This window comes from Synechococcus sp. R55.3 (assembly GCF_047461975.1).
Taxonomy (GTDB): Bacteria; Cyanobacteriota; Cyanobacteriia; order Thermostichales; family Thermostichaceae; genus Thermostichus.
Genome location: NZ_JANSIG010000010.1, coordinates 20,376 through 41,756, shown reverse-complemented (window position 1 = coordinate 41,756; position 21,381 = coordinate 20,376). Strand labels below are relative to the sequence as shown.

Annotated in this window: 21 protein-coding genes and 1 other annotated feature; of the genes, 3 read left to right on the top strand and 18 right to left on the bottom strand. The window is 59.5% G+C overall.

What is annotated here, in order from left to right:
• Nucleotides 1-9: 9 nt before the first annotated feature.
• The 15 genes from folK to NW849_RS02860 all read right to left on the bottom strand — a co-directional run bounded on the left by folK (nucleotide 10) and on the right by NW849_RS02860 (nucleotide 15,244).
• Nucleotides 10-516: a 2-amino-4-hydroxy-6-hydroxymethyldihydropteridine diphosphokinase gene (gene folK, locus NW849_RS02930; RefSeq protein WP_414355834.1), complete on the bottom strand. Its 507-nt coding sequence runs from the start codon at nucleotides 514-516 to the stop codon at nucleotides 10-12.
• The gene (gene folB / locus NW849_RS02925; protein ID WP_414355833.1) at nucleotides 513-896 is read right to left on the bottom strand and encodes a dihydroneopterin aldolase; all 384 of its coding nucleotides are present in this window, start codon (nucleotides 894-896) and stop codon (nucleotides 513-515) included. Before folB ends, folK begins: the two co-directional genes overlap by 4 nt.
• Nucleotides 883-1,752 (bottom strand): dihydropteroate synthase, encoded by an 870-nt coding sequence (gene folP / locus NW849_RS02920; protein ID WP_414355832.1) that lies wholly within the window; start codon nucleotides 1,750-1,752, stop codon nucleotides 883-885. Before folP ends, folB begins: the two co-directional genes overlap by 14 nt.
• 541 nt (nucleotides 1,753-2,293) lie before the next feature.
• Nucleotides 2,294-3,385 (bottom strand): redox-regulated ATPase YchF, encoded by a 1,092-nt coding sequence (gene ychF, locus NW849_RS02915; protein ID WP_414355831.1) that lies wholly within the window; start codon nucleotides 3,383-3,385, stop codon nucleotides 2,294-2,296.
• 270 nt (nucleotides 3,386-3,655) lie between these two features.
• On the bottom strand, nucleotides 3,656-5,050 hold the full coding sequence (rlmD, locus tag NW849_RS02910; RefSeq protein WP_414355830.1) for a 23S rRNA (uracil(1939)-C(5))-methyltransferase RlmD: 1,395 nt from the start codon (nucleotides 5,048-5,050) through the stop codon (nucleotides 3,656-3,658).
• A 153-nt stretch (nucleotides 5,051-5,203) separates the two neighbouring features.
• Nucleotides 5,204-6,391 carry a GNAT family N-acetyltransferase gene (locus NW849_RS02905; RefSeq protein ID WP_414355829.1) on the bottom strand — a complete coding sequence of 396 codons (1,188 nt, stop codon included), beginning with the start codon at nucleotides 6,389-6,391 and terminating at the stop codon, nucleotides 5,204-5,206.
• On the bottom strand, nucleotides 6,376-6,564 hold the full coding sequence (locus tag NW849_RS02900) for a hypothetical protein (protein WP_414355828.1): 189 nt from the start codon (nucleotides 6,562-6,564) through the stop codon (nucleotides 6,376-6,378). The genes NW849_RS02905 and NW849_RS02900 overlap by 16 nt, the downstream gene beginning before the upstream one ends.
• Before the next feature lie 68 nt (nucleotides 6,565-6,632).
• Nucleotides 6,633-7,691 (bottom strand): ATP-grasp domain-containing protein, encoded by a 1,059-nt coding sequence (locus tag NW849_RS02895; protein ID WP_414329283.1) that lies wholly within the window; start codon nucleotides 7,689-7,691, stop codon nucleotides 6,633-6,635.
• 39 nt (nucleotides 7,692-7,730) lie between these two features.
• Complete coding sequence (locus tag NW849_RS02890; RefSeq protein WP_414355827.1) at nucleotides 7,731-8,549, bottom strand: alpha/beta hydrolase-fold protein; 819 nt, start codon at nucleotides 8,547-8,549, stop codon at nucleotides 7,731-7,733.
• Nucleotides 8,550-8,615: 66 nt separating this feature from the next.
• Nucleotides 8,616-9,269, bottom strand: a complete 654-nt coding sequence (locus tag NW849_RS02885; RefSeq protein WP_414355826.1) for an LON peptidase substrate-binding domain-containing protein — start codon at nucleotides 9,267-9,269, stop codon at nucleotides 8,616-8,618.
• A 128-nt stretch (nucleotides 9,270-9,397) separates the two neighbouring features.
• Complete coding sequence (locus NW849_RS02880; RefSeq protein ID WP_414355825.1) at nucleotides 9,398-10,963, bottom strand: UDP-N-acetylmuramoyl-L-alanyl-D-glutamate--2,6-diaminopimelate ligase; 1,566 nt, start codon at nucleotides 10,961-10,963, stop codon at nucleotides 9,398-9,400.
• Between the two features lie 112 nt (nucleotides 10,964-11,075).
• Nucleotides 11,076-12,845 carry an ABC transporter ATP-binding protein gene (locus NW849_RS02875; protein WP_414355824.1) on the bottom strand — a complete coding sequence of 590 codons (1,770 nt, stop codon included), beginning with the start codon at nucleotides 12,843-12,845 and terminating at the stop codon, nucleotides 11,076-11,078.
• Between the two features lie 59 nt (nucleotides 12,846-12,904).
• Nucleotides 12,905-14,083 carry a 1-deoxy-D-xylulose-5-phosphate reductoisomerase gene (locus NW849_RS02870; protein WP_414355823.1) on the bottom strand — a complete coding sequence of 393 codons (1,179 nt, stop codon included), beginning with the start codon at nucleotides 14,081-14,083 and terminating at the stop codon, nucleotides 12,905-12,907.
• 247 nt (nucleotides 14,084-14,330) lie between these two features.
• A complete protein-coding gene (locus NW849_RS02865) occupies nucleotides 14,331-14,624 on the bottom strand; it encodes a hypothetical protein (protein ID WP_011432860.1) in 294 nt (97 codons plus the stop codon).
• Nucleotides 14,621-15,244 carry a ParA family protein gene (locus NW849_RS02860; RefSeq protein WP_414355822.1) on the bottom strand — a complete coding sequence of 208 codons (624 nt, stop codon included), beginning with the start codon at nucleotides 15,242-15,244 and terminating at the stop codon, nucleotides 14,621-14,623. Before NW849_RS02860 ends, NW849_RS02865 begins: the two co-directional genes overlap by 4 nt.
• A gap of 201 nt (nucleotides 15,245-15,445) precedes the next feature.
• Between NW849_RS02860 and NW849_RS02855 the strand changes: the two genes are divergently transcribed.
• Both NW849_RS02855 and rpsU read left to right on the top strand, forming a co-directional pair.
• Nucleotides 15,446-16,732, top strand: a complete 1,287-nt coding sequence (locus NW849_RS02855; RefSeq protein WP_414355821.1) for a trypsin-like serine protease — start codon at nucleotides 15,446-15,448, stop codon at nucleotides 16,730-16,732.
• 354 nt (nucleotides 16,733-17,086) lie between these two features.
• Nucleotides 17,087-17,272: a 30S ribosomal protein S21 gene (gene rpsU, locus NW849_RS02850; protein ID WP_011432857.1), complete on the top strand. Its 186-nt coding sequence runs from the start codon at nucleotides 17,087-17,089 to the stop codon at nucleotides 17,270-17,272.
• Nucleotides 17,273-17,356: 84 nt separating this feature from the next.
• On the opposite strand, the gene NW849_RS02845 is transcribed toward rpsU, so the two are convergent.
• Nucleotides 17,357-18,709: a TonB family protein gene (locus NW849_RS02845; RefSeq protein ID WP_414355820.1), complete on the bottom strand. Its 1,353-nt coding sequence runs from the start codon at nucleotides 18,707-18,709 to the stop codon at nucleotides 17,357-17,359.
• 256 nt (nucleotides 18,710-18,965) lie between these two features.
• On the opposite strand from NW849_RS02845, the gene NW849_RS02840 reads away from it, so the two are divergent.
• On the top strand, nucleotides 18,966-19,994 hold the full coding sequence (locus NW849_RS02840) for a Rieske 2Fe-2S domain-containing protein (RefSeq protein ID WP_414355819.1): 1,029 nt from the start codon (nucleotides 18,966-18,968) through the stop codon (nucleotides 19,992-19,994).
• Between the two features lie 128 nt (nucleotides 19,995-20,122).
• Here NW849_RS02840 and rplL read toward each other — a convergent pair whose 3' ends face one another.
• Nucleotides 20,123-20,533 carry a 50S ribosomal protein L7/L12 gene (gene rplL, locus NW849_RS02835; RefSeq protein ID WP_414342772.1) on the bottom strand — a complete coding sequence of 137 codons (411 nt, stop codon included), beginning with the start codon at nucleotides 20,531-20,533 and terminating at the stop codon, nucleotides 20,123-20,125.
• 65 nt (nucleotides 20,534-20,598) lie between these two features.
• Complete coding sequence (rplJ, locus tag NW849_RS02830) at nucleotides 20,599-21,162, bottom strand: 50S ribosomal protein L10 (protein ID WP_414355818.1); 564 nt, start codon at nucleotides 21,160-21,162, stop codon at nucleotides 20,599-20,601.
• Between the two features lie 58 nt (nucleotides 21,163-21,220).
• Nucleotides 21,221-21,380: a sequence feature (ribosomal protein L10 leader region), on the bottom strand.
• Nucleotide 21,381 lies beyond the last annotated feature (1 nt).

Here is a 21,381-nt window from a genome sequence, read left to right as displayed (position 1 = left end):
AACTCTTTCTTACTCCCAGCCGAGGGTTGTGCGCTCCAGCCAGGACTGATCCAAACTGATGAGTGCCTCTTTGACCCCCACACCGGTCTCAGGGTGACGCCAGTCGGGAGCGATCTCCCCCAAGGGAGCTAAGACAAAAGCACGTTCCATCATGCGGGGGTGGGGCAACGTCAGCTCAGGGCTGTTCAGGATGCGGCTGCCCATGGCCAGCAGATCCAAATCCAGGGTTCTGGCCTCCCAGCGGATGCGCCGCACCCGTCCTGCCTCCTGCTCGATGGCCAGCAGCGCCCCGAGCAACTCCAGGGGAGACCGGTAGGGGGGAAAGGGATCCAAGGCCACCACTGCGTTAAGGTAGTCAGGCTGTCCGGGTGGCCCCCCTTGGGCTGGGCTGCGGTAGAGACTGGAACAGGCCACCACCTCTCCCAACCGGCGCAACTTCTGCACAGCCAAGCGCAACTGCTGCAGCGGATCCCCCAGGTTGCTTCCCAGGGCAACATAGGCCAGGTCACGATTCATGAGGCTTCCGCCCTGCTTACGGCTCGCCGGCGGTCGACCTCGACGTAAACATCCTCGAACAGCCCCGGCAGGGGAGCATGGGGCTTGTGAACCCGCACAGTTAGGGCCTCCAGTTGGGGATAGCTCTGCCACAGCCGCTCTGCGATCTGATCCGCCAAGGTCTCGACCAAGCGGTAGCGTTGGCCGGTCACCTCCTGCCGCACCCTCTCGTACACCTGGGCGTAGTCCACCGTGCGCGAGAGGTCATCTTGGATCTCGGCTAGGGAAAGCCGCATCTCCACGTCCACCACAAAACGCCCACCCAAAACCGCTTCCTCCGGGCAGTGGCCGTGATAGGCATGAAAGACGAGGCCCTGCAGCACCAGCCTACCCTGCGTCATGGTGCAGAGCTTCCCAAGTGGCAAGGGCGGAAACATGAGCCGGCACGTTGTGAACCCGTACCAGGGCAGCCCCCCGGCTGGCTGCAAACAGGTGCACGGCCACGCTGGCGCTGTCTCGCTGATTAGGTACGGCAATGCCGGAAAGCTTACCCACAAAACTTTTGCGGGAGGCCCCCACCAAGACCGGGTAGCCGTAGGCCACCAGCCGCGGTAGGGCTTTAAGCAGGACTACATTCTGCTCAGCAGTTTTGGCAAAGCCCAAGCCCGGATCCAAAACAACGCTGGGCACGCCCGCCGCCAGAGCCCGCTCCGCCTGTTCCCTGAGGAAACCGAAAACCTCCCCCTCCAGGTCAGCATAGTCGGTCTGCTGCTGCATGGTGCGCGGCTCTCCCCGCATGTGCATGATCACCGCCGGCACCCCCGCCTCGGCACAGACCTGTATCATTTGGGGATCCCGCAGCCCGGTTACGTCGTTCACCAAGTGGGCGCCGGCAGCCAAAGCCGCCGCTGCCACCTCCGGCTTGCGGGTGTCGATGCTGATGGGGATCCCGGATCCTTCCAGGGCCCGGATCACGGGCAAGACTCGGTCGCATTCCACCTCCACTGATACCGGCTCCGCTCCCGGACGGGTGGACTCGCCGCCAATATCCACGATCAAGGCCCCTGCCGCTGCCATGGCTTTGGCTGCCTGCACAGCCGCTTCTGCAGATCCCCACTGGCCGCCATCGCTGAAGCTGTCGGGGGTAACGTTTAGCACCCCCATCACCCCAACGCCCCGCCAAGAAAGACGGTAGCCCTCTGGCGTCTGTTCTGCCCCAGGCAGAGGACGTCGGGAGATCAAGCTGGTAACACCCATAACCGCTGCAGGCTGCCGTGTTGCAAAAGCAGGGGGAAAAGTCTCCCACTGCCTAGGATGGTATTGCCGTCAATCCCAAGGCTGGCGCAAGCCCAACAGGATTCTACAAAATTTCTTACAACGTCCTTACAGAGCCACGATTGGTGAAAGGCTGCCCCTGCCGGCTCAAGCGCAAGGAATGGCCCCCGCCGACAGAGGAAGCTCTCCCGCTCTGGCTAGAACATGATGTCGTCTTCCGAACGACCCCAAATACACCAAATGATAGAGGCAAAGATCGCCATGTAAACCCAGGCCATCGGGCCGTATTGCAGCAGATCCATCAATACATCCCTAAAACATTTGTTTATCTAGTCCAATTATTGTGATGTTTCGTTACAGCGTCAACCGTTTTCTTAGGAAAAGGCCCCCTCTCAGACCCAGCCGGAGCTGCGCTGGGATCCCTTGTCCAGGGCGGGTTAAGTCTTTTTGCCTAAAGACAGGGAGCAAGTCTTCAGTTTCTGAGAAAACCCAGCTTGCCTGAGAGATGCAGGAGGATAGGGAACTAGACATTGAAGCGGAAGTGCATCACGTCCCCTTCCTGGACGACGTAGTCTTTGCCTTCGCTGCGCAGCAGGCCCTTTTCTTTGGCGGCATTCAGGGATCCCGCCGCCACCAGATCGGCATAGGCCACCGTCTCGGCCCGGATGAAGCCCCGCTCAAAATCGGAGTGGATCACCCCGGCTGCCTGAGGAGCTGTAGCTCCGACGGGGATCGTCCAAGCGCGGGTTTCTTTGGGGCCAGAGGTAAAGTAGGTGCGCAAGCCCAACAGCTCGTAGGTGGCCCGGATTAGGGATTTCAGCCCGCCTTCTTTCACCCCCAACGAATCCAGATAGGCCTGTCGCTCGTCGGGGGGTAGCTCCACCAGTTCCGCCTCCACCTGGGCTGAGACCACCACCACACCTGCCCCTTCCGCCTCGGCAAATTGCCGCACCTGCTCCACCCAGGCATTGCCGCTGGCCAGATCCGTTTCCGCCACATTGGCGGCGTAGATGACTTTTTTGCGGGTGAGCAGCCCCAACCCTTTGATCAACTGCTCTTCTTCTGGGCTGAGGGGTACCAGGCGAGCCGGCTTGCCCTCGTCCAAAGCGGCCTGCAACTGTTCCAAAGCCTGCAACTCCAGTTGGGCGGTTTTGTCGGACTTGGCCTGCTTGCGCACCCGCTCCATGCGCCGCTCGATCTGGGCCAGATCCGCCAGGGCCAGCTCCAGGTTGATCACCCCGATATCCCGCAAGGGATCCACCGATCCGGCCACATGCACAATGTTCTCGTCCTGGAAGCAGCGCACCACATGCACCACGGCGTCCACCTGGCGAATGTGGGAGAGAAACTGGTTGCCCAGACCCTCCCCCTTGCTGGCTCCAGCCACCAGCCCGGCAATATCCACAAACTCGATTTGGCTGGGGATGATCTCGGCAGAACCGCTGATCTTGGCCAGCACCTGCAAGCGCTCGTCGGGCACCGCCACCCGCCCCACATTCGGCTCAATGGTGCAGAAGGGAAAGTTGGCCGCCTCGGCTTTGGCATTTTCACAGAGGGCGTTGAACAAGGTAGATTTGCCTACGTTGGGCAGGCCGACAATTCCAGCTCTTAACATCCAGATCTTGGGGAAAAAGCCAAAAACCAGGGTAACGGGATCCCTTGCTAAGCCGGAAGATCCCTACTCCGACGTTAGCATTTGCGGCCCCTCGACGGTGCGCTTTCCCAACCGGTGAATCCGCTCCCAAGCGCTCCGCGCCGCCAACGCGACCACCCCTGGCCCCTCTCTCAAGGGAAGAAAGGAAATAGGCGAAACGACTGTATCTTTTGCTCCGCTGCACAGTGCTGGGCGACTGAGGTCTTGCCAAGGTGCGTGATCCTTTCCAATTCAAACTCGCTCCAGAAAGGCCACCCCCTCCACGTGCCCGGTTTGGGGAAAGAAGTCAGCCGCCCGCCATTGGGTGAGGCGATAGGAGCCCTCTGCCAATAAGACCTGTAAGTCTCGCGCCAAAGTGGCAGGGTGACAGCTAATGTAAACGATGCGCGGTGGTCGCCGCAGCTTTAAGGTCTCGAGCACTTGGCGGTCGCAGCCGCGCCGCGGCGGATCCAGCACCACAATGTCGGCAGGGGGCAGGGTTGGCAAAACCTGTTCCACCGTGCCCTGGAAAAATTGGGCTGAGGCGATACCGTTGAACTGGGCATTGTAGCGGGCTTGGGCCACCGCTTCCGGCAAAGCTTCCACCCCCATCGCCCGTTTCGCCCGTTGCGCCAGCAGCAAGGTTAAGGTGCCGATGCCACAGTAGGCATCCAGGATGGTTTCCTCTCCCCGCAGGTTCAGTTGGTCGGCTATCCAGGTAAAAAAGGCTTCTGCTTGCTCTGTGTTGACCTGGAAGAAAGAGGTGCTGTCGATCCAGAGGGAAAAACCGGCAAATTCCTCCCGCAGAGCCCCTCGACCGGCAATGACCTCAGTCTCCGGGCCGAAGATGGCATTGGTACGAGCCGAGTTGAGATTGAGACAGACCCCCACCAGGTCGGGGTAGCGCTGCATCCAGCGTTCGGCCCAGCTTTCCAGATGGGGCAGGCGACGACTGCAACTGACCAAGGTAAGAAGCACCTCGCGGGTGCGGCGACCGATGCGCAAACCCAAGTGGCGGAGATGACCCTGGTGACGACTTTCGTCATACACACTCCAGCCCGTCTCTTGAAGATCGCGCTTGATTTCCCTCAGGAACACGTCCAGCCGCTCATCTTGCACGGGGCATTGGTTGAGGTTCACCAAGCGGTGGCTGCCCCGTTGGTAGTAGCCCATGCGCAATAGCTGGCCCTCCGGTTTGGTTATGGGGTAGGTGACCTTGTTGCGATAGCGCAGCGGCTGCCGGGATCCCAAAATGGGGACAGGCTCCGGCAGAGCAAGACCGCCAATCCGCTCCAGCGCATCTCTGAGAATTTGCTGCTTGGTGGCCAACTGCTGGCCATAGCTGACGTGTTGCCATTGGCAGCCACCACATTTGTCCGCCACGATGCAGGCCGGTCGCACCCGTTCGGGAGAGGGAGAAACCAGCGACCGAATTCTCCCGACCAAGTAGTTGCGCTTGATCTCGGTTATTTGGGCCACCACCTGATCCCCGGGCACCGCCTGGGACACAAACACCACTCGCCCTTGTCCAAGTCCTGCCGTGTGGGCAATGCCATCTCCTTGGGGGGTCAGGGCCGTGATCTCCAACATCAAAAGATCCCCAGGTTTGACGGGATCAGGAAGGACGGAAGGGATCGGATGTTCCATTAAGCCGTTTCGCCGAAATTCGAAGTAACTACAACCATAGGTCAGGTCTGTGTTGGCTGGAGTCAGTATTGCCGAAAAAAGCTGTAGCAGGGCAAAAAGCATGTCAGCCGCCAACTGCTGACAGGGATTGAAAACCCGATCCAATGGAGTGGTTCACTCCTTGGTCAAAGCAGATAGAGAAGGCAAAACATCTTCTCGAAAAGGAACCTCGTTTTGATTCACGTTCTCCAGCTCGGCCAACATGAGAGGGTTAACCCGGTTTAGGTAGGGCACCAAAACCTGTTGTAGCCTTCGGCTATAGAAGCGGTGGTAGCTGTACACAGGCGTGGCCGGAAATCCCCGTCGAATCTTATGGGATCCCCCTGCGCCGGGATCAAAGTTGCGGATCCCTTCTCGGATGGCGAGGGCAATGGGCTCGTAGTAGCAAACGTTAAAGTGCAAAAACTTCACCTCCTCCCGACAACCCCAGTAGCGCCCGAACAGGCGATCTCCCTTACGAATACAAAAAGACATCCCCACAATTTCTGCATTCCGTTCCCCGGCCACCAGCACCACCCGCTCCCGATAGTTGGGATAGAGAGACTCGAAAAAGCGGCGATTGAGATATTTGCTCCAGTTCCAAAATTGGGCGCAGGTGTTGCTGTAAAAGTCGTACATGAGAGACAACAGGCGGGGCGTGATCTCCTCTCCTGTGTAAATCTTGAGTTCTAGGCCGCTTTTTTCCATTGCAGCCCGCTCTCGCTTGATGTTGCGCCGCTGGTTGGCATTGAACTGGCTCAAAAAGTCTTCGTAAGAGCGGTAGCCGGGGTTGTGCCACTGGTAGTTGTGGGTGATCCGGGGCGTAAATCCATCCGACTCCAATTGAGTCCGCCAGTCCAGATCTACATAAAGCAAGCTAAACACCGAAATATCCTTCTCTTGGCAAAACCGGTCAATGGCTGCCAGCATCAACGACCACACCTCTGCTTCCGAATACTCGGGATGGACGAGGATGCGATAGCCCGTGGCCGGGGTGAAGGGGGCCATGCCGATTAACTTCGGGTAGTAGCGTTCCCCCAATTGGCCGGCAACTGCAGCCCATTCTTGGTCGAAGACAAACTCCCCTTGACTGTGGCTTTTCAAATACAAGGGGGCAGCAGCAATCAACTGGCCGTCTGCCTCCACCAACAAGTGACAGGGCAGCCACCCCGTCTTGCGGCTGGCACAACCTGAGCTTTCTAGGCTGTGCAACCATTCGTATTCCAAAAAAGGAGAGGTGCGCTCCGTTTGCAAAGCGTGCCAGGCCACTGCCGGGATCTCGCGAATATCGTGGCACCAGCGCCATTTCAAGCCGGTTGACATTTGCCTGCTCGGATCAGACCAACCCGCCGTGCAATTGCCTCAGCTTGGCTGGGAAAAGGCCCCCAATGCTCTTGCCGACTCAAGAGGGGATCCCCCGCCGCCAAATGCAGCACCTGGCAGGATCCCTGCGCCTGCTTGATCACGTACCACCCTGAAACGGGGTCGGAAACCACGCTGCTGCTCCTTTGCCCGTCCACAACTTCTCCGGCGGAAAACCACACTTTTGGGTTCTGGTTTGATTTTAATCGGGATCCCTGGGCTCGTAGTAACGGTTGGCCAATTCCAAAGCCATCTGAAACTTCTGCTCGCGGGTGAGATCGGCCCGTCGGGCAATGTGGGCAAAGCGGTTGATATCTGGGGGCAGGAAGTCGAAAGGACGCTGTTCCCGCACGATGTCCAAGACCAAATCGCAAAGGGCCTGCTGGTAATCGTTGTAGAAGATCTCTCCCAAAGCCTTGAGCCGCCCATCGGGCACCGGATTGTTAAAGTCGATGGCCTGCAGCTCTCCCTGCTCGTCGATGAATAGCTCCACCGAGTTCATTTCATAGCCCAAAACTCGATTGATAATCCGACAGGTATTGATGACTTTCTGGCCCATTTCCGGGGTAAGAAATTCTGGATCAAACAGATATTCGCTGGCATCGAACTTGCGAAAGATATACTTGATCGGAATGATCTTTCGGCCAATGCAGAGGGCGCGAATCTGCCAAGGGTAAGGGGTTTTGACCTTCTCTTGGATCATCATCACCTGAGATCCAGAGCGGTCGTAAAAATAGAGGAGCTGCTCCATGTTGTGGGCTATTTCTACTCCAATGGCCTCTCGCCCCTCCGCCGGCTTGATCACCATTGGCCAGCCCAGGTCTTCTGCCATCCCCTGCCAATCGAAAAACTTATGATACTTAAAGTCCTCTGCTTTCAATGCAGGGGCTTCTTTAGGGGGCAGAATGTAAGTTTTGGGGATGGAGATCCCCAGCTCTTTGACCACCATGTAGGCAGCATCTTTGTTGCGCAGGTAGTAATAAAAGCTAAAGGGGTTGTTGATGAGGTAAACCCCCCGAAAGGCAAAGCCCATGAATAGGCCGATGGCTTGGGGGTAAAGGTAGCTGAAGCGATCCAGGATCAAGCGATACTTGGTGCGGTAATCCAGGTTCACCTCATGAATGGTGACATGTTCGGCCCGGATCTTGTAAGTTTGGCCGTTGCGAGCTTGAACAGGGGGAAGTGCGTTGAGGCGGGCCAGAGTATCGTCCCCAAAAGGCTCGCTGAAGTGCAGGCTGCCAACCCAATAGTCTTCAATCATCAAAGCTCTCTCGTCAAAAGCTATTCCCTGCAAGGGATCCTACGCGAAGGCGCGGATTTGCGCTTGCCAAGTGGGCCAATCGTGATTCCCCTCCCATACCTCCAGTTGATGGGGGATGTTGTTGCGGCTAAGCACTTCCGCCAGACGCAGGTTGTCGCTGAGGCAGTGGTCGTGGCGAGCGGTGAGCAGCTTCAGCTCGGTGTTGCGCCCGCCCAAGTGATCCCAGAGTTGCCGGCTCATGTTGGACATATAAGCCAGCGGGTTGATGAAATACAGCTCCTGCTCTGCCCGTTGGGGATCCCAGCCGGTGATGGAGCCGAGAGCCGCCACATCGTAGGGCCCCCCCAGGGCCAAGCAACGGCGCACCAAGCCGGGGTGCCGACAGGTGAGGTTGACCGCATGGGTAGCCCCCAGGGAAAAACCGGCCACTACCAAAAACTCATTTTGCGCTTCCGCTTTGGCATAGGGGATCAGCTCTTCTACCCAGTGCTGCTCCAACAACAGCCAACGATCCCGACGTTGGGGCAAGTCCAGCTCGCGGTTGAAAAAGGTCTCCCAATCCAGGGTTTCCACGCAAAAAGCCTGCAAATAGCCCTGTTCCAGATGATGGCTGAGGCTGGCGATAATGCCGCGATCTTCCAAGTCGAAAAAACGCCCGTTGCTGGTGGGCAGACAGATCAGCGGGTAGCCGTGATGCCCGAAGTGGAGCATCTCCATTTCCCGGCCCAAGATCTGAGAGGGAAAGCGCAAGTAGCGGCGAGCGTAGGCCATGAAAAACGGGGAAGGGATCCTCAAGAAATACCCAACCTTTCCGGGGGAAGCATTCTGCTCTGCCTGGTCGAGAAAGGCAAAGGGCACTCTCTGGAAAGGTCCACAAGAGCCACCAGAACAGATGGGAGCAGACCTGACCAACTGACAGGAACCTCAGGAAATTTCCGTGAACAGATCCTTGAGGGCCGTGCGGGCGGCCAAGTGCTTGCGGGTGGACTCAAGAATTTCGGCTTCCCGGCGCAGCCGGCTTTCGGTACTGACCATTTCCAGCAGAGCTTGCTGCTCTTGGGGGGCTCCATGAAAGTGGCTGGCCACCCAGTAGGACAATTCTATGGGAGTGGTGGGGAGCTGCTCCGGCAACTCTGCATCCCGCTCCATCAGCTTGCCCGAGAGACGCACCACATCCTGAAGGAGAGTGGTAACCTGGCGCACCCAGCCCTGCAGGTCATCGGAAGGGGTGGTCGGCTCATCCTCAATCCATTCCACCAGCCCCACCCGGAAGGGTTTTTCCCGCACGTAATCCAAGACGCGGAAGCGCTGCTGCCCCAAGGTCAAAATGTCCATACGGTCATCCGGCAAGCGCTGCACCTGCAACACCTCAGCACAACACCCTACCCGCACCGGGGATCCCGTCTGGGGATTGAACATCAGCACCCCAAAGCGGCGATCCGTCTCCAGGATGGTGTTGATCATCATGCGGTAGCGGTACTCGAATATGTGCAGCGGCAGAGGGCGGCCCGGAAACAGTACCACCTCCGGCAAGGGAAACAGGGGTAGCTCGCGAACATCCACGGAAGAAGAAGGCATAGGGCTTGTGCTTCTCGTTGTACTGAGTCTAGCCCATCTTTAGGTAGCCCATGTGGGCAACTGTAAGCCTTTTGACTTGCTGTTGGCAATCCTCACCCCCAGCCCCTCTTCCGAAGAGAGAGAGGAGTTTATCGGGAGGGGCTATGGCTGTTCAGGCGCAGGGCCAGGGCGGCACGGGCTTCTTCCCGGTCGTCGAAGTGAACCTTCTCGGTGCCCAGGATTTGGTAGTCTTCGTGGCCTTTGCCGGCGATCACCACTGTATCCCCTGGCCGCGCTTCGAGGATGGCCAGGCGAATGGCCTGCCGCCGATCCACCTCCACCGCCCTGGGGGATCCAGGGATCCCGGCCAGAATATCCCGTAGGATCTGCTGGGGATCTTCGGTGCGGGGGTTGTCGGAAGTAACAATCACCTGATCTGCCCAGGTGGCGGCAATGCGTCCCATCTGCGGTCGTTTGCCCCGATCCCGATCCCCCCCACAGCCAAAGACACAGATAAGCTGACCTTGCACCTGGGAGCGCAGGGCCTTGAGCAGGTTTTCCAGCCCGTCGGGGGTGTGGGCATAGTCCACAATCACCGCGATATCCTGCCCCGGCAGGGTCACCCGCTCCACCCGCCCCGGCACCCCTGGAAAATGGGGCAGAGCCGACTGGATGGTCTCCACCGGTATCCCCAAGTGCAGCGCCACCCCCACCGCCGCCAGCAAGTTGGCCAGGTTGAAGGATCCCACCAGGGGGGCCTCCACGGCAAACGTGCCCGCAGGGGTGTGCAGGGTCGCGCTCAGGCCGGTGGGGCGCAGTTGAACTTGGCCGGGCCAGAGGCCGGGGATCCCCTGCAGGGGCTGCAGCGAGTAGGCCCAGGGCTGCAGATCGGGCCGAATGGCTTGCAAGAGCCGCCGTCCCCCAGCATCGTCGGCGTTGATCACCGCCCGCCCTTGGAGATATTCCTGTCGGAAGAGGGTGGCCTTGGCCTGCCAGTAGTTCTCCAGCGTCTGGTGAAAGTCCAGGTGATCCTGGGTGAGGTTGGTCCAGACGGCAGCGGCAAAGGAACATCCCCACACCCGATCTTGAGCGAGAGCATGGGAGCTCACCTCCATCACCGCCACCTCCGCCCCGGCTCTCTGGGCTTCCCTGAGGCTGCGCTGCAGTTCAGGCGGAAAAAGGGTGGTGTGGGGAGCAACTTCGCTGTGGCCCGGCCAGCGGTTGTACAGAGTGCCCAGCAAAGCGGTGGAGCGACCGGCAGCCTGCACCAAATGTTCAATGAGATGGGTGGTGGTGGTTTTGCCGTTGGTGCCCGTTACCCCCACCAAGGTCAGTTGACGGGCGGGAAAACCATAGAAAGCCGCCGCCACCTGGGCCACGGCCTTGGGGAGAGCCTCGCGCGGCATAAGCAGGATAGGCTGCTGCGACAGCAACTCCTGAGAAGACAAGCTCTCCCACGCCTCCTGGGAGATCAGGGCGGCCACCGCCCCTGCCGCCAGGGCCTGGGCCACGAAGCAACCCCCATCCACGCGGGATCCCGGCATCCCCAGAAAGAGATCCCCGGCCTGCACCTGGCGGGAGTCGGCACACAGGCTCCAAACTTGCACCCCCTCCAAGGATCCCTGGGCCAATCGGGGCTGGATCCCGGCTTGGCTGAGCAATTCCCACAGAGGGCGCTCCGCACCCCTAGCGCGAACAATCCCAACAGTCTCCATTCCACCACTCCTCCCTGCTTTGCAGCTTACGGTAGCCGCTCAACCCCCTTTCCGACCAGAGCGCCAGCGAGATCCCCTCTTTACCTTGGGAGAGGAGCCAGGGGTGAAGAAATCAGGCCAGTATCTCCTCCAGCTTCTGCTTGGCCCACAGGGAAGCATAGAGGCCCTTCTCGTCCGCCAGCAATTCGGCATGGGATCCCTTCTGCACGAGGCGGCCCCTGTCCATCACCCAAATCTGATCGGCTTCCACCGCAGCCGTGAGGCGATGGGTGATGAAGATCACCGTTTTCTGGGCCGTGGTCTGGCGCAGATGGCGGAGGATGGCTTGGGCCGTCTGGTTATCCACACTGGAGAGAGAGTCATCCAGGATCAAGATGGGAGCATCCACCAGTAAAGCCCGAGCCAAGGCCACCCGCTGTCGCTGGCCACCGGAGAGGGTGATGCCCCGCTCTCCCACCAGAGTGTCGTAGCCGTTGGGGAAGTTGAGGATCTCGGCGTGGATGTGGGCGGCTTTGGCAGCCCATTCCACCTCCCAATCTTCGGCATCTGGCTTGCCGTAGCGGATGTTGTCCCGAACCGTGGCGCTGAACAGGAAGCTCTCCTGGGGCACATAGGCAATGGCCCGGCGCAGGGATCCCAGTTGCAGACGGGTGATATCCCGCCCATCCAAAAACAGTTGCCCCGGCTGGATCTCCAGCAGCCGAGGAAGGGCATTGGCCAGAGTGGACTTGCCCGCCCCAATCGGCCCCACCACCGCCACCATCTGGCCCGGTTCTATGCAAAAGTGCAAATCCTCTAGAGCCGGAGCTGCCGCAGGGCCGGCGAAGGCAAACGCGAGACCTCTGGCCTCGAGGCGACCCTGCACCCTCTCCAGAGGCAACGGCAAAGCGCCTGGGGCGTCTCGGATGGTGGGTTCTACCCCCAACAGAGCATCGATCCGCTCCAAGCTGACCTGCCCCCGCTGGTAGGCCGTGATGGTGAAGCCCAGCAGGGCGGTGGGAAATACCAACCGTTCCACGTAGAGGGTGAGGGCCGAAAAATCCCCGATGGTCAGCGTCCCTGCCGCAATCTGCGGCCCCCCCACCGCCAGCAGTAGCAACAAACTGAGGCTGACCAGCGCCACCAAAGAGGGGAAGAGCAAGTTGCGGGTGAGGGCTAAGCGTAAGTTGGCCTGCAGCAGCCGCTGGTTCTGGCGGCGAAACCCCTGCTGCTCGTGCTGTTCTTGGCCGTATACCTTGATGACGGTGATGCCGTTCAGATCTTCTTGGATGAGATCGCTCAGATCTGCCAACTCCTGCTGCACCTGGAGCTGCTCCTGCTGCAGGCGGGCACTGCTCAGCTTGACCAAGACCAACATCACCGGAAACACCGATAGGGCCAGTGCGCTGAGGCGGGGCTCAATGCCAAACATGGCGGGCAGAGTGGTGGCATAGGCGAAGATCGTGTTGGCCAAACTGAGCAGGGCGAACCCCAACAGGCGGCGGATGTTTTCCACATCGCTGGTGATGCAGGTGAGAATGTCCCCGATGGTCTGCTGGGCAAAGTAGGAAGGCTGCAGGGTGAGCAAATGCTCGAAGATGGCTTGCTTGAGGTGAAACTCCACCTGCCGTCCCACCCCAAACATCCACACCCGCGAGGCAATGCGAATGCCCATCATCAGGCTGGAGACGACCAGCACCGTCAAGGCGTAAAGGGCAATGCGCCGGTCCGACAAAGTGGCCAGGTTCTGGCTGAGGTCATCGATGACCAGCTTGACGTACCAGGGCAGGAACACCCCCAGGCCATTGACCAAGAGCAGGGATCCAATGCCCAACCCCACCTGTCGTCGATAGGGGCGCAGATAATGGGCCAACTGTCGGAGATGGGATCCCGATCCGGTCACTCACTTGCTCCCTGCATCCTCTCCCACTCTAGCGCTCAGCCGGATCCCCCCGGTAGGGATCAGACCAGAACCTGAGCCGGAGCTTGCTGGGCCAATTGCGCTGTTTCCTGCCGCGCCCAGGCATCCGCCTGCAAAATATCCTCCAGGCTGGGATCGGCGATAACTTGATGCCGCTCACAAACCCGCTCCAAGAGACGGGGAATATCCAAAAAACGGATGCGCTCCTGCAAGAACAGGGCTACCGCCACTTCATTGGCTGCATTCAACACTGCCGGCAGCGTCCCCCCCCTCCGCCCGGCGGCATAGGCCAACTCCATGCAAGGATACTTGCGGTGATCCGGAGCCTTAAAGGTAAGGGATCCCAGCTTGACCAAATCGAGGGGATCCCAGGGGGTGGCCAGGCGTTCCGGCCAACTGAGGCCGTAGAGGATGGGCAGGTGCATGTCCGGCCAGCCCAACTGGGCCAGAACAGAGGTATCGGCCAGTTCGATCAGGGAGTGGACAATGCTTTGCGGATGGATGAGGATGTCGATGTGGTCGTAGTCCAGGCCAAACAGCCAGTGGGCCTCGATCACCTCCAGGCCCTTGTTCATCAGGGTAGCCGAGTCGATGGTGATTTTGCGCCCCATCACCCAATTGGGATGCTTGAGGGCATCGGCCAGGGTGACCTGATCCAATTTTTCGGCAGGCCAATCCCGAAAGGCGCCACCCGAGGCAGTCAACAAGATTTTTCGCAGGGATCCCGCCGGCACCCCCTGCAAACATTGGAAAATGGCCGAATGCTCAGAATCGACGGGGATCAGGTTCACCCCGTACTGCCGCACCAAGGGCAGCACCACCGGCCCCCCTGCCACCAGGGTTTCTTTGTTGGCCAGGGCAATGTCTTTGCCGGCACGGATGGCCGCCAGGGTTGGCAACAAACCGGCGCAGCCGACGATCCCCGTCACCACCCGCTGGGCCGCCGGGTGAGCCGCCACCTGACACAGCCCCTCCGTTCCGGCCACCAACTCCGGCAGCGGTCGGATCCCGGTCAGCAGCGACCGCAGCTCCGGCAGCAGTTCTTCCCGGCCAATGGCAACCATCTGGGGCCGAAACCGCCGTACCTGCTCGGCCAAGAGGGCAACGTTGCTGTAGCTGGTCAGGCCAACAACCTGAAAACGCTCCGGATACTGGGCCACCAAGTCCAGAGTTTGGGTGCCAATCGAGCCGGTGGAGCCGAGCAAGGTGATGGCTTGCATAAAGGATCCCTTTGCACCTGAAAGAGCGTGACATCCTCCCAACACAGACTTCCCCTCGCGCAGCGTGCCCAAAGGCTCCGTCCCGCTATTGCGAACGGCCCCACCTCGCGTTCGGGGATCCCTGCCTCACGCCCCTTCATCTTATTCTTATCTGGTTCTGATCTGGAATCTGTGTGCTCCCTCCGATCCCCGACAGCGGGATCCCTGAGCGGCTGTGGGGTCTGGCAATGCCCCTCTTCCCTGATGTTCAGACCTTTCCCGACTGAGAACGCAGCCACTGGCTGAGCAGCGCCTCGATCAGCTCCGAAAGATCTTGATCCGATTCCAACAGGATGCGCTTCACGGCTCGGTGAGTCTCTTTGGGGATGTAGGCCGTCAATTTGACGTACTCAGAGCTGTTGGGCTTGGCGCCTGCTTCCGGTTGCTCGAGGGTCGGCTTGGGTTCTGGAATCTTGTAGGCTTGGGCGCTCAGCTTTTTCGGGGCGGGTCGGGCCGGGATCCCCTCTGGCTGCCGGTCGAGAAGGCGCTCAAACTTGCTCATGACGAGATTTCCTCCCCCACAGCAACGTAGTCTGACCAAGCTTGTTTGGCTCTCGGCTCTGGGATCTCGTGAACACAGACCCCCTCCAGAGCAGCCCGTTGAAAAGCCACCGTGCGGCGAATGGAATGGTGGCAGAGAGGAATCCCGACTTGCTTGAGAAAGTTGCGGGCCTCCGCTCCATCTCGGTTGGGCCAGGGGGGAACCAGCGTCAGCAAGACCTTGTAGTGCTTTGCCCCCAACCGGTCTAGGGCCTTGGCGGTCAGCATCAAGGCATCTAGAGCCAAGGCATCCGGGGAACAGGGCAAAAGCAGCAGATCACACCGCTGCGCCAGAGCGTGTAACTGTTCCGGGGTGGGACGGGCAGGAGTGTCGATCACCGTGTGCTGAAAGCCTGTGGGCGTGGGAGTGGTGGGATCCCCGGCCAATACCTTGATAGGAAAGGATGATCCCCGTTCTGCCCAGCGAGAGGCCGAGCGATTGGGATCGGCGTCGATCAACAGGGCCATCCCCGACCCACCCAAAGGGGCTGCCCCTTGTTTTTGCTGAAGGTAGAGGGCCAGGTGTACCGCCGTGGTGGTTTTGCCCACGCCCCCTTTGAACCCCAAGACCGCGATATTCATCTGCCACACACCCTCCCACCCTGGTTTTACTGCCCAGTTGCGCAGGCGGCAAGAGGCTAAAGTGCGCATCGCCACGTTGGGTCTTGGGGCAAATCGGAAGAGCCGGGCGCGGGGGGAAGCGTTCCCGGTTCCGCAATCTTTAGGCTTCGCCGGTAGGATATACTCGGTTGGCATAACCGGCTGGCTTTGGAGAATCTGACCATGCCTCATCCCTCGCCATCCCATTTCCCCCTTGGCTTGGCTCGCTCTTGGTCTATTCCGCTGGGGTTGTGTCTGGCCCTGAGCATAAGCGCCTGTGGCGGCGGGGGTTCCAGTCGCCCGCTTCCCCCAGTCTCAGCTCCTCCCACAGGACGAATTGAGGGATCCCATTTCGACGATCTCAACGGCAATGGGCTGCGGGATCCGGGGGAGCCGGGGCTGCCGGGCATCGCCACCTTTTTGGACTTAAACGGCAATGGCCGCCTCGACCCGGGGGAGCCCAGCACCGTCAGCGATGCCAGCGGTAACTTTCGCTTCTCCAACTTGCCCCCTGGCACCTACCGCGTCACTGCCCTTTTGCCCCCGGGGCGAGTGTTCACCACGCCGCGCTCAGGCTTGGGGCTGGAGCGGATTGTGGGCGGCAGGCCTGCTCCCGAAGGGGCCTTTCCCTGGATGGTGGCTTTGCTGAAGGCAGCTGTGCCGGATCCTTTTCAGGCGCAGTTTTGCGGGGGATCTCTGATTGCACCGGAGTGGGTGCTCACCGCTGCCCACTGCTTTTTCGACGATCAAGGCCGGCAGGTGAATCCCCAAGATCTGGATCTGCTGTTGGGTACCAACCGCCTACAAATCGGCGCCGGTCAACGCATTCGCGCCGCGCAAATTGTCCTCAACCCCGGCTACAACCCCCAGGTGGGGAAACTTGGGGGGAATGACATTGCCCTGGTGCGCCTTTCTCGGCCAGTAGCTTTGGCCACCCTGCCGCTGGTGCAGCCCAACCAAACCAACCTGACGGCCCCTGGCACTGCCGCCACCATCCTCGGCTGGGGAGCCACCTTCCCCCCTGCTCTGGACAACGAGGAACCCAGCGGCTTTCCCCGAGATTTGCAGCAGGCCACCGTTCCCATCGTCTCCAATGCGGTGTGCAATGCGCCCGAATCCTACAATGGCACCATTTTAGATACCATGCTCTGCGCCGGCTTTCCCCAGGGAGGAGTCGATGCGTGTCAGGGCGATAGTGGTGGGCCTTTGATTGTGCCCAGCGGCAGGGGTTTTGCCCTGGCCGGGATCACCAGTTTTGGCAGAGGCTGCGCCCAGCCCAATTTCTATGGGGTGTATACGCGGGTGTCTAGCTTCGCCGGTTTTGTGCAATCGGTAATCGGCAGTGCCCCCAGCCCAACTCCAGCACCACCCTCCCCTCCACCCCCCACCGGGACAACTGCTTCATTCGTTGTCAATTTGAGGGAAGGTGAGGTGGTTGCGGGGCTCAACTTTGGCAGCCGGGCGCAGTGAACACGAACTGTGGCAGCAAGCAGTGGTGTGGCGATCGTTTAGCTAGGCCGCCGTTCGCGCTAGCGGGACGGAGTCCTTGAAGCCCCGCCCTCTGTCCGTAGGACGAGGGTCGGAATGAAAGGCGGACATCCCCTGTTCTATAATCAACCTGGCTGTGCAAAACGGCATTGCCGGAATCTGGTACAGCTACGCGGTGGGGCATCCCGTGTCTGCTCGTGGAGGGTTCTTGCACTAGCTCCCCAATGAAGCGAGAAGCCCGCTCCGTACCGCCAGCAGTCGGAGTCGGGAGTATGTCACGATAGGGATCCCTGTTGTAACCAAACCCATTTGATTGACGGAGGAGATGTCTTTCCTATGACCCAAGTGACGATTGGCGAAAACGAAGGGATCGAATCTGCGCTGCGTCGCTTCAAGCGTCAGGTTTCTAAGGCGGGCATTTTACGGGACTTGCGCAACCATCGGCACTTTGAAACCAACCTAGAAAAGCGCAAGCGCAAAGCGGTAGCCGTCCGGCGGAACCGCCGCAAATCTATGGCCTAGGCCATTGCCGACACTCGGAACCCACCTGGGATTGAAATCCGAACTTCTCCGAGAAGGGCTTGTAGCCCTGCCTGAGGATCCGAGCTAGTTTCTCGGATTCTGGGTTGAGCCAGCCTGCAAGGATCCGCTCAGCACGTCGATTTCCAGCATCAGTTCTTCGCCAACATAGCTTTCGGGCAGAGGCGGAAAGGGAGCTGAGCGCTGGATGGCACTGAGCACGGCTGCATCCAATAGGGGATCTTCTGAGGGGGTTTGCAGGCGCAGTTCCCGCAGGGATCCCTGTCGATCCAGACGCACCTGCACCACCGTTACGTAGGATCCGGATGCCCGCCGTACCATCCAGTGTTGGCGAACCCTTTCTTGGAATTGAGCCAAGTAGTCTCCCCAATCCGGATCGGCGGTGGCATTTAGGCTGGGTGGGCCTGCCTGAGAGGACTCGATCCCACTGGTGCGACCGAAGTCGGAGTTGTGGGATCCGGTAGGAAAAGTCGGGGGCAAGGTGGGAGAAGGCTCTTCCAACGGGGCTGCGATCGGCTCTGGAGAGGGCAAAGTTGGATGCGGATCCGCTGGAGCCGACAGGTAGGGTTGTGGCAAAACCTCAGGAGAACTTGCTGCTCTTTCGGGTTGAGGCTTGAGGGATTGAGCAGGAGAGATCTGAGCCGATTTGGTCTCCACTGCTGCTGCCGAGGAGGTAGCCAGTAGGCTTTGCAGATGCTGACGATAGTCCTGCAGTTGCTGGCGCTGTGGAGAGGACAGAGGCCAGTGATCCAGCCATTCTTCCGTCAGATGTAGCGCCTCCGCCCAATTGTGATCGGCAACTGCCTGCTCCAGAGCTGCTAAACCCGCTGACAGATTTTCTAACCTGGCCTTTGGCTGCTGCTGAGGAGAGGCAGAGTCGCGGTTGGGTTGGGGCATCTCAAGCTCCCTTGGGGATGGGGGGAGGATCCCAGGGACAGGACTCCCTGCGGCTGAGGCAACCAAAGGCTGTGCCGCCGCAGAAGTGGCCTCTTCACTTGGGCTGGGCACTTGCGACTGCCGCACCGATACGTGATCCCGAGGTTCAGAGACACCGGACTCACGGGCGGAGACGGGCGCAATCCACTGCGGCTCTGGGGGCGGCTCATCCGCCATCTCCACCCACTGAAAGGGGAGGATCTCCTCCTCTTCCCGGATCCTAGGCTGCCAACCCACCCAGCTCATCGCGATGAAATGCAACCCTGCCGAGAGCACGTTGGCCAGCCCCAGGCGCCAAGGTAAGGAGCGGCGTTCCTGCTCTCGTTTTTGTTGAGAACGGCTGAGGCGAGGATCTGGATCCGTCAGTTGGTTTGGCCGGCTCTCAGCAGCCGGTTCTGGTTCGAGAGAGCTGAGCTCTGCGGCAGGTTGGGCCGGGATCCCTGCGCTACAAGGATCTCGAGCGGGGTTCAATTCGTTTTGCACCTTTCCACCTTTCCTCACAGCCACATGCCAACAGAAGCCCACCGACGCTTCTCTGCTTCCTTCGATCAATAGCCCATCCCCGGGCAGAGGGGTAGCCATCGATGCACAAACGCGCCCAGGGCAAAGCTGTGTTGGCTTATACGGACTTCTGCCATTTCAACGCCTATCTTTTTCACGGGGGGCGGTGCTTTGAGCCACCTAGGCTCACGAAAAGCCAGCTCATGATTCTCCGAACTAGAGCTTGTGGAGCGGGTTTATGCTTGTTACCCAGCAACCTGTCCTGAGGCGGTTTTGGTACCCCGTGATCCCGATGTCGGCCCTGGAAACCGGCCCACAAGCTTTCACGCTGCTGAAGACTCCTCTGGTGCTTTGGCTCAATGAGTCAGGGCAGCCTTGCGCCGTCTTGGATCGTTGCTGCCATCGCTCGGCCCAACTTTCCAAAGGGGTTGTTTGCAATGGCCACATCCGCTGCCCCTATCACGGCTGGGAATTTGACGGCTCTGGCACCTGTGTGAAGGTACCCCAACTTACAGACAACTTCATCCCTCGCACCTACAAGGTGGAGGGGTTTCGCTGCCAAGAGCGCTATGGCTATGTTTGGGTGGCATTGGCGGATCCCTTGACCGATATTCCCGAGATCTCAGAGGTGGCGGATCCCCGGTTTCGCCAAATTCATCAGTTCTATGAGGTCTGGAAATGTGCTGGCCTGCGCCTGATGGAAAACTCCTTTGACAATGCCCATCCCCACTTCGTCCATCAGCAGAGCTTTGGGGTGATCTCCGAGCCTGTACCACCCGATCTGGACAGCCTTGAAGAGCTGGAGTACGGCCTTCGGGCCACCTCTGTTTTGCCGGTGTTCAACAGTGACTTGCAGAAGCAAAACTTGCGGATGTCAGAGGATCGCACAGTGCGTATCCTGGAGGGCACCTGGTTTATGCCTTTTGGTCGCAAGCTCAAAATCACCTACCCCAACGGCCTCATCCACATCATTTTCACAGCGGCTACCCCCATCGACGACCAAACCTCGCAGGTGGTGCAATTCTGTTTACGCAACGATTCGGAAGCAGAGGTGAGTGCTGAGAGTATCATCGCCTTCGATCGGCAGGTGACCCTTGAGGATCAACGGGTTCTGGAAAGCACCGACTATGACGTTCCCCTCGATATCAAGGCGGAGCAGCACATGTTTACCGATAAACCCAGCATCGTCATGCGTCGCAAGCTGGCTGCCCTCTTGAAAGCTCACGGAGAGGTGGAAGCGCGGCGGAGCAGGGGACAGGGATCCTGAACTCACGCCAATGGAAGCAGGCCGGGTGATCCCAAAAGAGGGGCCGAAGCAGCCCCCCTTCTTGGGTTTGAGTGTCTCGATTGGATTTCTCGTTAGACCAGAAAGAAGCGCTTTCCCCGTAACTTGAACTACTTGATCTTGACGGTAGCGCCGGCTTCTTCCAGCTTCTTCTTGATGTCGTTGGCTTCCTCTTTGGCAACCCCTTCTTTGACGGGTTTGGGAGCCGCCTCGACCAGATCTTTGGCATCCTTCAGACCCAAGCCGGTCAACTCGCGCACCACCTTGAGGATGGCGATCTTCTTGTCGGCTGGCACAGCCTCGAGGATGACATCAAAGGCAGTTTGCTCTTCCACCGGCTCAGGGGCTGCCGCCGGAGCTGCCGCCGCTGCTGCCACGGGAGCTGCCATAACCATACCGCCGGCTGGGGCTGCTGCACTGACGCCAAAGGTTTCTTCGATGGCTTTCACCAGCTCGGAAGCTTCCAGCAAGCTCAAAGCTTTCAAATCTTCCAAAATCTTTGCAACGCGCTCTGAAGGCATGATGGTTTCTCCTTAAGGGGTAATGGAATGGATGACATAGGTTTGGGCTGATGAACCGAAGCCCTTTAGGCAGCCTCTTTGTCGGCAATGGCCCGGATGGCCCGCCCCAGAGAAGCCGGGATCTCGCGGATACCGCGCGCCACTTGCGTGGGCACAGCATTGAGCCCGACCGCCAAGCCGGTACCCACCGACTTGAGGCTGCCCGCCACTTGGGCCATGAGCACCTCCTTGGGCGGCAGCTCGGCGATGGCTTTGGCCTGCTCCAAGGTCAGGGATAGCCCCTCAATGCCGGCACCGCGGAACTCGGTTTTCTTGGTTTGCTTGGCAAAATCTTGATACGCCTTCAGGGCTGCCGAAATGTCGCCCCGAATCAAGATAAAGGCCGTCGGCCCTGCCAAGAAGGGAGCGATCCCTGCCCAAGCTTTTTGGTCGGCGATGGCCCGCCGCATCAGGGTATTCTTAACAACCATGCAAACCGAATCCGATTTGCGCAGCTCTGCCCGCAGTTGATCCATCTCCGAAACGGTCAGCCCCTTGTAGTCGATCACCAGCACCATTTGGCTGGCCTGCAGCAGGGATCGGACTTTATCGACGATCTCCGCTTTCTTCGCTAAAGGTTGCTTGCCCATGCGCTCACCTCCTTTGTTGTCAATGGTCACCCAGGGTTAACGGGTGGTGAATCTGGGTTCTGCCAAACAGAATGCGTCCCAGCCGTGGCCGAGACGCATGGAGATAAGCGCACCCTCAAAAGCGATCCAAGAAGGGATCCCTTTGAACTTCGCTCAAACCTCGGCAGGACATTAAGCCCGCGGGCACCTGCTGTCTTCGGCTTGCTATTCAACTGGGGA